Below are 11,269 nucleotides of genomic sequence, written 5' to 3'. Positions count from 1 at the left end.
CCGCCGCGATCGATACGTTGGGCTGCATCGCCGCCCGGATGACTTGCGCCTTGAACTCCTTGCTATGCCGCCGACGTCGTGTCGGTTGCACGACCTCCTGCGTCACCTCGATCTCGTCCATCATGTAAATCTGTCCATTAAAAATTTAGATGGACACGATCCTCGCCTTCGAGCCTTCCGCAATCAAGATGACTTCACCGGGTGCTTACTATTGACGGATGTAACGCATGAGCTTTTTGTCGAGATCTTTGGTGCTGGTGAATACGCCACGCGCAATGACGTCGCGCTGGATCCGGGCAAACCAGTTCTCGACCTGATTCAGCCATGACGAATACGTGGGGGTGTAATGTATCGAGACCTTCGGATCGTCAGCCAGAAATGTTTGAACGGCGTCGGTTTTGTGGCTGCTCACGTTGTCGCAAATTACATGAATCTCTTTTCCGCGCGGCTGTGCCGACATCACCTCGGTAAGGAACGCAACAAACTGGGCGCTGGTATGGCGTGGCGCGGTTTTGCCCAGCACTTCGCCAGTTGCGACATTCAATGCGGCGAACAGGCTCAGGGTTCCATTGCGTTTGTATTCGAAGCCATGACTCTCAGCGCGCCCGGGCGAGAGCGGCAACATCCGGTCCTTGCGATCGAGCGCCTGGATGGCCGTCTTCTCGTCCACGCAGAACACCACCGCGTGCAACGGCGGATTGAGGTACAGCCCGATCACATCGGCGGCCTTGGTCTCAAAGTCAGGATCGTTCGACACCATGTGCGTATCCAGACGATGTGGCCGAATGTCCTCTGGCATTCGGGCCATGCGGGTCAGATTGCTCGCAACCATCGTCAGCTTGAAGTGCTGGTCGACGCGCCGAATGCCACGATAGACCGTCTGCCGGATCCGACCGACTGTTTTACCCCAGCCGAAATGCTCCTCGATTCGCTTGCGGATGATCTGGCTGATCCGGTAGCCCGCGTGCCGTCGATTGCGCTGCCGCCCCAACGTTCATCGTTGCGCGCAACATGCGGTGTCACCTTGCGAGCGCGGCAATCATTCACGAAGTCGCGGGTGTCATACGCCTTGTCGGCGCCAACTGTCTTTGCGTGAGCACTTGGCACGCAATCGAGCAACTGCAACGCACTGGCCCGCTCGGCAGAAACCATCTGCGTGACTGACCACGGCGCCGACCACCAGCCCCGAGCGATTCTCCATCAGGATGTGCCCGTGGTAGCACAGGATCGCCGGGCTCTTGTCGTGCTCGTCAAAATCCCGAGCGTAACAGACCAGCGCATCCAAATTGCACCACTACCGAATACACAACGACCTCGTCCCCACCCCGCTGCCTTCGGTATGTCAACCCGCAGCACCGGTAGTCTTCGCCGCATGACGGCCGCGCTCGCGAGACGAATTGTTCAGGGCGCATGGTGAGAAGCCCACTTTTGCACGTCTAGTCAAGTACACTGCCGGCCGCAGAATCACGCCATTCTCCGTCGCGATCTCTTACAAGGGCTCTGGTGCAAATAGACGGTCCCTCAGCCCATGTCAATTGTCACGTATTGACCGAATGCTTACAAACGAAACGACGACTGTCGCACGTCGGCGGTCCGCACAACAACCTACGTCGGATACCAATCCGCCTGACAGCGTCGCACGTTGCCTGATGGCTCCTTGAGCCTTGAGCCGACTAATCTAAGTCGGCACGATCTGTGCTCTGGAAATATGAAGCGATCTCGCGATCACGCCGTATGACGTCTCGGGCGTCACACAGTAAAGACTAAGTTGCACCGATACGCTTCCCAAAAAATTCAAAAAAAAAGCAAATGCACATATCAAAGATACAGCTGACTTTTTCTGCTCTCTCCTGCCAAAACGGTTGTTCCTGGAAAAGCGCGAACCTGACCATCAATACCCTTCGATCCTGTACAGGGAGTGTCTACACAAATGACCATTTCAATCTACGACCCCACGCTGCGCGACGGGAATCACGCCGTCTCCCACTCATTGTCCCTTGAGGAAATTTCCAGATACTGCCGAGCAGTTGACGGCTGCGGTATCGACGTTATTGAGGTCGGTCATGGTAATGGTCTAGGCGCGTCTTCCCTTCAGCTTGGTATCGCGCGACACCGGGATACCGAAATGCTTGAAACCGCTCGAGCAAACCTGACACGTTCGAAACTCGGAATTCATATGATTCCCGGATTTTCCCGGTTAAGCGACATCGATACGGCACTGCGCATCGGGGTTGAAGTGCTCCGTATCGCAGCGCATTGCACCGAAGCCAGCCTGACTGAAAGCTATATCGAACATGCAAGAGCGAGGAACGCATTTGTGCAGGGCGTCCTGATGATGACTCACATGGCAAGCGCTGAGAGGTTGCTCATCGAAGCCTCGAAGCTGCAGGCCTATGGCGCAAATGCCATCGTCCTGATGGATTCAGCAGGCCATTACGATCCAGACAGCACCCACGAGAAATTGAGCCTGCTGGTCAAAGAGATTAGCATTCCCGTAGGTTTTCACGCTCACAACAATCTCGGCCTGGCCATTGCCAATTCCCTGGCCGCCGCCAAAGCTGGCGCTACCGTCATCGACGGATGTATGCGTGGCTTCGGTGCCGGCGCCGGCAATACCCAGCTGGAGGTGCTGTGCGCAGTACTGGAGCGCTACAGGTTCGAAACCGGCGTTAACGTTTTTGAGTTGTGCCGCGCGGTCGAAAGCCTCTCGGACATCGCACCGGTGAAGACGCCAACAATAGTAAAAACGTCGAATCTGATCAGCGGTCTTTACGGTGTCTGTGGTGGATTCGAAAAACACGTCACACGCGCTGCATCCGAATTCCGCGTCGAACCACGAAAGATCTATGAAGAACTCGCGCGTTGCAACGCAGTGGCGGGCCAGGAGGATCTGATTATTTCGGTCGCCAGTCGCCTGTCTCAATCCGACGCCACCGTTTGACCCTGGAGATCAAAGATGGGACTGAAAACCGCCATTATCGGCAGCGGCAATATCGGCTGCGACATACTCTGCAAGGTTCTCGCAGAACCAGGCCTCGATTGTGCAATATTCGCCGGACGCTCAAAGGAGTCGTCCGGTCTGACGTTCGCACGCGAGCGCGGCGTTGAAACGACGCCCCGCGGCATCGACGGGCTCATGGAGTGCATCGATCAGTTTGATCTCGTTTTTGATGCCACTTCAGCATCGGCGCACGAAGGACACGCCCCCTGCCTGATCGAAGCAGGGAAGGCGATCATCAACCTCACCCCGACGCCTATGGGTGAGCTGTGTGTTCCGTCGCTCAATGGCATGGAGCTGGTCGACGCAAGCAATATCAACATGATTACATGCGGTGGTCAGGCATCAATCCCGATCGCAGCGGCTATTGCTCGTGCCAACCCGGATGTCCGCTACATCGAGGTCGTATCTTCGATCAGTGCTGAGAGTGCGGGTCCTGCAACGCGTCGCAATCTGAGCAACTATATCACGACGACCGAGAATGCGTTAAAGCAATTCACCCAGTGCGAGGACGTCAAGGCAATCCTGAACATCAACCCTGCCAAGCCGAACGTCTACATGCAGACTGCGGTATCGGCACTGATTGACGAAGTCGATCTTGCGGCAACACAACGCGAAGTCGACCTTGCCGTCAGACAGGTGCAGTCTGCCGTGCCGGGTTATGAGGTGGTCGTCGGTCTTCACTACAGCGGCAACCGTCTGTTCACGATGGTTCGCGTCGAAGGCGCAGGTCACTATCTCGATCCAAGTGCAGGCAATCTCGACATTATTACGGCCAGCGCGACGTATATGGCGGCGCTCAGGGCGCGCAGTTGCGTGGCCGAACTTGTGGCCTGAAACAGCGAGAAGACATATCCATGCCTACGCTTGCCCCTGACCTCGAATTTGCCCGGTTCTGCCCTATCCTCGGCGTAGCTCAAAACGTCAGAAAAGTTCAGGGCCCTGTCATTGATCTCGGTGTCGGACTCCCCGGATTTCTTCCCGCGCCCCATATCGTGCAAGCCGCAGTTACTGCCGCTTGCGAAGATAACGGTGCTTACGGGTCCAGCCGAGGAGATGAGGCACTTCTGACCGCCTATCTGGGTTACCTGCGCCGATCAGGAATCAGCTGCTATTCGGCGAACAATCTGGTTGCAGGTCTCGGTGCGAAGCACCTGCTCTTCAGCGCCCTGAGGGCAATCATCCGCCCGGGCGACAAGGTCGTTGTGCCAACACCTTGCTGGCCAACGTATTTCGACATCGCGGCCCTTGTCGGTGCCGATGTCACCCGGATACCTTGCTGCGCCGCAACGGGTTACAAGATGTCGCCCGAGGCTCTTGAAGGCGCACTCACCGACGAGGTCCGTGCCGTCATCCTGAATTCACCGGGCAACCCGACTGGCGCAGTCTATACCACCGAAGAACTCACATCGCTGGCGCAAGTCATGCGCAAACGGGATATCTGGATCATCTCAGACGATGTCTATCAGCGCTTCGTCTTCGAGATGGACCGTTGTCCCGACCTTTTTTCTGTCGCTCCAGATCTGGCGGAGCGTATCATCAAGGTTGACAGCGCATCGAAGCTCTATGGAATGCCGGGATGGCGGGTTGGCATGATGGCAGCCAACGAAAGGATTGCTGCTGCGGTCACCACGCTCAACTCCAATTCCATTTCAAACCTGCCGTCCGTTACAGCAGCGGCCGCGGCCGCAGCATTCAGCGGCGATCAGTCTTTTTCCTTCGCTGTGAGGGATCGACTGTTCACGCGCAGGCAGCTATTACTTGCGCACCTTGAAGCCGCCCCTCATATCAGCTACAGCGTACCGTCCGGCGCCTTCTACCTGTTTCTGGATATCAGCCAAACCATAGGCAAGCGCAGTCAAGGGAAATTAATCACCGACGACGAAGTGTTCTGCTCCGTCTTGCTGGAGAGCCACGGTGTCGCTCTCATTCCCGGCAGTTTTTTCGGGGCACCCGGACATGTGCGTCTGACCTATTCTGGCGACACAGGGCAGGTTCAGTCCGGTGCATTGCGCTTACGTGAATTTCTGTCGTCCATCTCATGACTGACGTCGTCGTGGAGCGAGGCAATTCGCACATACCGGTAGGGAGCACACCGTATTTTCAGACTGAGTGTGGCTAACACAACCTGGACATGAGGCCATGAAGGCCATATCCTGGCAGCATGTCCAGACGCAAAATCAGTAACGAGTTATGGGCGGCATTGGAGCCACTGATTCCAGTGTTCGCACCATCGCCCAAAGGCGGCCGACGCCGAACGGTAGATGACCGAGCAGCCTTGAATGGCATCCTGTACGTCCTGCAGACTGGCATTCCGGGGAATACCTGCCGAAGGAACTGGGTTTCGGTAGCGGCATGACGTACTGGCCACGACTACGAGACTGGCAGGCCGCAGGTGTTTGGGAGCAATTGCATCTGGCGATGCTTCGCCGGTTGCGTGAGCACGACCAGATTGATTGGGATCGGGCGAGTCTTGATGCCGCCAGTGTTGCCAGCCCCCGGGGGGCCAGGAAACCGACCCCAACCCGACAGACCGGGGCAAGCTCGGCTCGAAACGGCACATCGTCGTAGATGCGCGGCATTCCGCTGGCCATCACAGTCACGGGCGCCAACCGGGGTTCTGGTGCAAATAGGTAAGCGGGTCGAGAAAATCTATATAGGTAGGAAAGCTTATCGATCAAACAGGTCCGCATTCCATACGGCTGGCGCAGCGGCCTCCTTGAGGCCGAGCTTCGCGAGATCGAGCTGCTCCTTGCGAATGCGATGCGTCAACTCGATTCCTGAAATCGTGGTCGCGGCGCTCCCGAATCGCTTGAACCCAAGGATCACGTTCGTTCTGGACTTGATGTGGCGATGGTCTTGCTCGATCACGTTGTTCAGATATTTTGAGGACCGGACCTTCGTGTCTTCAGGCAGCAGACCACCGGTCTTCATTTCGCGCACCACGCGGTGCGAGGCGGCATAGCCGTCGAGCGTGATGGCCTCCGGCGGCTGGCGCCGATCTGCGTTGTTTCTACCGATTCATGTCCCAGCCACAACGCGATGTCTGATTGCCTTCCTGAAAAAGGCTTTTACCGTCTTCACGTCGCGCTTGGCACTGAGCATGAAGTCCACCGTCTGGCCCACCCGATCCACCGCCCGATAAAGAATAGACCCCTTGCCGCACAGCTTGAGATAAGTCTCGTCAAGACGCCAGGACTGGCCGATGGGCCTGCCAAAACGATTCCACCGTTTGACGAACTCCGGTGCAACGCGCCGCACCCAGCGCAGGATCGTCGTGCGGGCCAGCGACAGACCGCGTTCCGCCATCATTTGGCCAGATCCTAGCTTGTAGCGCAGGTACCAGCAACCCCAGCCCATCAAGGTCAAGGGCGGCCAGTGGAAATGTTTGCACTGTCCCGCATGAAAATAACTGCTGCGCCACAGTTCGCGCGGACTGAACTTCATATCAATTATCTTGATGTTAATTGTCTTGTTTCTTCCCTGTCCTCGCGGCAAACTTCTACCTCGCGCTTGCGGCGCGCGGTAGCCAAGCGGACTCTTCTCAAGGATGGTTGGACAGCTTCTTAGCCGTGCATCACGACGCGCTTCCTATAATTCCTTCGGAAACGGATATGGCAGAACTCGAAAAAATTACCGACGACAACCTTGGTACTGTGCAGATTTGGGGGTTCCATGGGAAATGTAGCGTAAGGGACGTCGCAGTGGCTCTTGAGAAGATCGCTGCAGGGCTAGAGGGCGACGGCCATACGATTCATGTGATGTCGGGCACCCACGGCTATTGCGTGGGACAAGTCGGTGCTGTCGCGACACGCGAGCAAAGGTTTGTGGAAGAAGATCGGGCTCTCGCCCACCCCGTGACGGCAGACAACAAGGCCATTGTTGTGGCAGTCCACGACTTCAATACGAACAAGCTGCCGGCTCCCGACTATGTGTCCGCTGCAATGGCTAAGCTCAACAGGGAGATCCGCACGATCGTGGCAGAGACGCCCGGGACTCCTACCTTTCTGCTCGCCTATTGCTGCAGTGCAGGCACGTAGTGGCGGTGATGAGTTCCCCGGGGGGCTTCTTCGAGTTTCCCCGGGGCATGCAACCAATCCACTGCCCGCTCAGCCCGAGCAAGAACGAATGAGCCGTCCCGTTGAGGTCAAATACATTCAAGGCTCCGGTTCAAATAGCGCGCCGAATCGGTTAAGGTGTCGGGCTGAGCGAATTGAGAGCTGGTGATGTGCACGCTGAAGAGCTTGGACGAACTGTTTGCACGCCGTCACTTCGACCGCGATGTGATCAGTTGCTGGTACCTGCGCTACAAGCTTAGTTTGCGCGATCTGGCCGAATGATGGCGGAACGGGGTCTGTCGCTGGGCCCGCACGACGATCCTGCGCTGGGTGCGGTGCGTTGCACCGGAGTTCGTCAAACGGTGGAATCGTTTTGGCAGGCCCATCGGCCAGTCCTGGCGTCTTGACGAGACGTATCTCAAGCTGTGCGGCAAGGGGGTCTATCTTTATCGGGCGGTGGATCGGGTGGGCCAGACGGTGGACTTCATGCTCAGTGCCCAGCGCGACGTGAAGGCGGTAAAAGCCTTTTTCAGGAAGGCAATCAGACATCAGGGCCAGCCACCGAAGACCATTACGGTGCAGTGCGCGAGATGAAGGCCGATGGCTTGCTGTCTGAGGACACGAAGGTCCGATCGTCGAAATATCTCAATAATTTGATTGAGCAGAACCACTGCAACGGCAAGTCCCGGATCGGCTTCAAGCGTTTCAGGAACGCAACGATCACTCTCTCTGGTATTGAGCTGGGACATCATATATGCCACCGCGCCCGTAGTCTGGGAGGCCATCGTGTCTGCTTGATGAGGTATCTTCTATAAAAGAAAAATCTCGTGCAGACCGCCTATTTTCACCAGAGCAGTCAAAGTAGTTCGATGCTTGTCGCAAGCTTGCCCTTAGGACCATCTTTTACGTCGAATCTCACTCGCACGTTCTCCCGCAAGGTCTTGAAGCCCTCCACACGGATTTCAGAGAAGTGCGCAAACACGTCAGTGCTTCCATCATCTGGTGTGATAAACCCAAAGCCCTTTGACTCGTTAAACCACTTTACTGTACCTGTTGCCATCTTTCTTCCCCGATCCCATTGTCCGGAAATACGTATCTTCGTTGGAAGATTAACAGTGCAGGACGATTTGTGAATTGATCATTATCAAAACTCCCCATGCTAATGCATCGACGGTGTACTGCCAGCGGTTGATGAGGCTCTCAGTTTATTGAATTGGGACGGTAGAATGAGGTAATGAAGAAGACAAAATCGCTTTATCATGGTCATCACTTTCCTGCTATCGTCATCAGCTGCGCGGCGTCGAGGAGTTGCTGCTCGATCATCGTGTTGTGGTCACGTACGAGACGATCCGCTGCTGGTGCGAGAAGCTTTTGGCACTCGATTCGCCCAGCGCGCCAAAGCGGCGCGGCCCAAGCCGGGCAGCACATCGCATCTGGACGAGATGTTCGTGATGCTGCGCGGCGAGCGGTATCTGTTGTCGCGAGCGGTCGACGAGCATGGCGCTGAACTCGACGTGCTGGCGCAAAAGCGGCGCGATAAGGCCGCAGCAAAGCGTTGCTTCCGGAAGGTGCTGCGTTCAAACCCGGTAAGGATACTATGCGTTCTTCGATAAAGGTAATCCACGCCCGCTAACTTGACAGTACCGTCGCACGCTCTATTGCACAGGAAGAGAGCCATTGTCCGAGCAAGATGCGCAACGTGGTAAGGGAATCAGGAGCGTGGCGTTGAACGCGCTGGACTGCCAATACCTGGTTATCTGAAAAGGATGTCTCCTTTAATGGGGTTGGCAAACTCCATCGCTTAACTTGACAAAGCCTGACAAGGCTTTCCAGACGTGGAAGCCGACTGCACCGAATGCGGCCGGCTCGAACTGATCGCATCAACTAGCACGGAGGACAGAATTAGGTGAAAGGCGATACGTACAAGCACCTCATCGCCGAGCTGCAAAAGTTGAACCGGCGCATCGAGAGTGCGAGGCAGGACGAACGGCAGAACGTTTTGCGGGAGATTCGTGAGAAGATGACCGAGTGGGATATTACTTCGAACGAGCTCCGGCGATATCGACGTGGCACGTACCACGTGAAGCCGGTTGTCGCGAAGTACCGAGACCCGGCCACTGGTCTTGAGTGGAGCGGCCGGGGCCGTGAACCGGCCTGGATCTCTGGCAAGGATCGCAGTCTGTTCCTCATCGAGAACAACTATGCACCAGCCGGCACGCTGCGGGCCGTTCGCGCTGGTTAGCTCTCTCTAAGGCTGCGCTACGCATCGAGCCTCGTTCCGAGTCTTTGGCCAGGTGCGGCCGAGCGGCCGCACGTAGGCGCTCGCCGCGCGGGGTTCATCTCGGTTTCGGTTTGTGCCTGTGGCCGTTTCCCCTGATTTGCCGTCCTGTCATGCGACGATAGCTAACTACGACCATCAAGGGCTGCGCCGGGCTCTATCAGATTAGTGAAATGGTGGCGATAGAGTGACGTAATGAAGAAGACAAAACCGCTTTATCATGGTCATCGCTTCCCTGCCATCGTAGTCAACTGCGCGGTTCGCTGGTATTTCCGGTTCAGCCTGAGCCTGCGCGACGTCGAGGCGTTGCTGCTCGAACGTGGTGTCGTGGTCACGTACTGGACGATCTGCTGCTAGTCCATTGAACCGGATGAATTGCACCGGATTCGCCGCGATGGATCGGAGTACTTCCATTTCAATGGAAGTGCCTGTTTGTTGTATTGACGGATGTAACGCATGAGCTTTTTGTCGAGATCTTTGGTGCTGGTGAATACGCCACGCGCAATGACGTCGCGCTGGATCCGGGCAAACCAGTTCTCGACCTGATTCAGCCATGACGAATACGTGGGGGTGTAATGTATCGAGACCTTCGGATCGTCAGCCAGAAATGTTTGAACGGCGTCGGTTTTGTGGCTGCTCACGTTGTCGCAAATTACATGAATCTCTTTTCCGCGCGGCTGTGCCGACATCACCTCGGTAAGGAACGCAACAAACTGGGCGCTGGTATGGCGTGGCGCGGTTTTGCCCAGCACTTCACCGGTGGCGACATTCAATGCGGCGAACAGGCTCAGCGTGCCGTTACGTTTGTATTCGAAGCCATGGCTCTCGGCGCGCCCGGGCGAGAGCGGCAACATCCGGTCCTTGCGATCCAGCGCCTGGATGGCTGTCTTCTCGTCCACGCAGAACACCACCGCATGCAACGGCGGATTGAGGTACAGCCCGATCACATCGGCGGCCTTCGCCTCAAAGTGGGGATCGTTGGACACCATGTGGGTATCGAGACGATGTGGCCGAATATCTCGAAGCGATGCTTGCGATGAGGTAGCAAGCCCTTCAGAAGGCATCTCCGCCACGCTGCAAACTAGGACGCTACTGGCCGACCGGCGAGCTCCTGAGCTTCCTGAATAGTCTGTAGCGTCACGAAACTATGTCGGGTGTCGGGACGAGTACGTCCGCTTTGCGAACTGCAAACTGCAATCTTCGAACGGTCGCTGATCGCCCAATCATGTCACCCCACGTAATCAGGAAGGGAAGAGAGTGCCTCATGTACTAAACCGCTGACGTAGACCGCAATAACTCTGACACCGTTGCGTCATAAAAAGTGTCATCCATTGAAAGGCGTGGATCAAGAGATAAATACTCCTCTCTCAGGTTTTGCTACCCTGCTTAGCTGAAACAGTTTCAGCCCCCCCACGACGTCGACGCGCATGAGCATGCATCCGGTTTTTCGGTCGCTTGGTTGCAGAACTAGTCTCCACCACTCATCCATCGGGATCAAGGCGAAGGCCGGTGTTCTGGCGTTCGCCCGTGGCTCATGAAGGGCTCCCAGAAAACCATCGGTACCAGACCGGTGTCCACGGGAGTATTCACCAATGATCGGCTTGCTGCGTTAGCAGTGCCAGGCTCATTTCGGTTCATGGTCTGGGCATCCCAACGGTCGCTGATCGCGGACGGCGGGAGCGCGCGGCCCAATCGCATGAAAGTTACGCGATCGCAAAGGTCGGTTGCCTCAGTCACCAACATAAGCACCCGTGCCACTGACCTCTCAATCGCCGCCAGAGGCGGGACGGAGCCCCTTACCGCGCGAGCGGTTTAGGCAGTATGACTTTCCGTGAGGTGCTGGCTGGCCCGCCGTGAAAAATCAGACGCGGGTTAACATTGCTGCCAGAGCCGCATGGTGTGCACGAGGGCGACACCCGGCGATTTCCACCACGG

8 protein-coding genes and 6 pseudogenes are annotated in these 11,269 nt (G+C 56.6%); 9 read left to right on the top strand and 5 right to left on the bottom strand.

Annotated elements, in window-relative coordinates; translation table 11 throughout:
• Positions 1-208 precede the first annotated feature (208 nt).
• Positions 209-1,237, bottom strand: a pseudogene (locus AB4Y42_RS42995) (IS630 family transposase); the annotation flags it as partial.
• Positions 1,238-1,930: 693 nt separating this feature from the next.
• Between AB4Y42_RS42995 and dmpG the strand changes: the two are divergent.
• The 4 genes and pseudogenes from dmpG to AB4Y42_RS42975 all read left to right on the top strand — a co-directional run.
• A complete protein-coding gene (dmpG, locus tag AB4Y42_RS42990; RefSeq protein ID WP_368697749.1) occupies positions 1,931-2,941 on the top strand; it encodes a 4-hydroxy-2-oxovalerate aldolase in 1,011 nt (336 codons plus the stop codon).
• Between the two features lie 15 nt (positions 2,942-2,956).
• The gene (locus AB4Y42_RS42985) at positions 2,957-3,835 is read left to right on the top strand and encodes an acetaldehyde dehydrogenase (acetylating) (RefSeq protein ID WP_368692142.1); all 879 of its coding nucleotides are present in this window, start codon (positions 2,957-2,959) and stop codon (positions 3,833-3,835) included.
• 20 nt (positions 3,836-3,855) lie between these two features.
• Positions 3,856-5,043: a pyridoxal phosphate-dependent aminotransferase gene (locus AB4Y42_RS42980; RefSeq protein WP_368692141.1), complete on the top strand. Its 1,188-nt coding sequence runs from the start codon at positions 3,856-3,858 to the stop codon at positions 5,041-5,043.
• 119 nt (positions 5,044-5,162) lie between these two features.
• Positions 5,163-5,614: pseudogene (locus AB4Y42_RS42975) on the top strand (IS5 family transposase); the annotation flags it as partial.
• Between the two features lie 54 nt (positions 5,615-5,668).
• Here the strand turns inward: AB4Y42_RS42975 and AB4Y42_RS42970 are convergent.
• Positions 5,669-6,343: pseudogene (locus AB4Y42_RS42970) on the bottom strand (IS6 family transposase); the annotation flags it as partial.
• Positions 6,344-6,612: 269 nt separating this feature from the next.
• On the opposite strand from AB4Y42_RS42970, the gene AB4Y42_RS42965 reads away from it, so the two are divergent.
• Together AB4Y42_RS42965 and AB4Y42_RS42960 are read left to right on the top strand one after the other, a co-directional pair.
• Positions 6,613-7,038: a hypothetical protein gene (locus AB4Y42_RS42965; RefSeq protein WP_368692140.1), complete on the top strand. Its 426-nt coding sequence runs from the start codon at positions 6,613-6,615 to the stop codon at positions 7,036-7,038.
• Positions 7,039-7,386: 348 nt separating this feature from the next.
• Positions 7,387-7,650 (top strand): DDE-type integrase/transposase/recombinase, encoded by a 264-nt coding sequence (locus tag AB4Y42_RS42960; protein WP_368692139.1) that lies wholly within the window; start codon positions 7,387-7,389, stop codon positions 7,648-7,650.
• Here the strand turns inward: AB4Y42_RS42960 and AB4Y42_RS42955 are convergent.
• Together AB4Y42_RS42955 and AB4Y42_RS42950 are read right to left on the bottom strand one after the other, a co-directional pair.
• Positions 7,605-7,841 (bottom strand): hypothetical protein, encoded by a 237-nt coding sequence (locus tag AB4Y42_RS42955; RefSeq protein ID WP_368692206.1) that lies wholly within the window; start codon positions 7,839-7,841, stop codon positions 7,605-7,607. The genes AB4Y42_RS42960 and AB4Y42_RS42955 overlap by 46 nt on opposite strands.
• 71 nt (positions 7,842-7,912) lie before the next feature.
• Positions 7,913-8,116, bottom strand: a complete 204-nt coding sequence (locus AB4Y42_RS42950) for a cold-shock protein (protein ID WP_368692138.1) — start codon at positions 8,114-8,116, stop codon at positions 7,913-7,915.
• Positions 8,117-8,290: 174 nt separating this feature from the next.
• On the opposite strand from AB4Y42_RS42950, the pseudogene AB4Y42_RS42945 reads away from it, so the two are divergent.
• The 3 genes and pseudogenes from AB4Y42_RS42945 to AB4Y42_RS42935 all read left to right on the top strand — a co-directional run.
• A pseudogene (locus tag AB4Y42_RS42945) lies at positions 8,291-8,642 on the top strand (DDE-type integrase/transposase/recombinase); the annotation flags it as partial.
• Between the two features lie 320 nt (positions 8,643-8,962).
• On the top strand, positions 8,963-9,298 hold the full coding sequence (locus AB4Y42_RS42940; protein WP_368692137.1) for an H-NS family nucleoid-associated regulatory protein: 336 nt from the start codon (positions 8,963-8,965) through the stop codon (positions 9,296-9,298).
• A 231-nt stretch (positions 9,299-9,529) separates the two neighbouring features.
• A pseudogene (locus AB4Y42_RS42935) lies at positions 9,530-9,682 on the top strand (IS6 family transposase); the annotation flags it as partial.
• Between the two features lie 5 nt (positions 9,683-9,687).
• Here AB4Y42_RS42935 and AB4Y42_RS42930 read toward each other — a convergent pair.
• Positions 9,688-10,353, bottom strand: a pseudogene (locus tag AB4Y42_RS42930) (IS630 family transposase); the annotation flags it as partial.
• Positions 10,354-11,269 lie beyond the last annotated feature (916 nt).

The sequence above is a fragment of the Paraburkholderia sp. EG286B genome (assembly GCF_040965655.1).
Lineage (GTDB): Bacteria > Pseudomonadota > Gammaproteobacteria > Burkholderiales > Burkholderiaceae > Paraburkholderia.
This window is presented reverse-complemented; position numbering and strand designations above follow the sequence as displayed.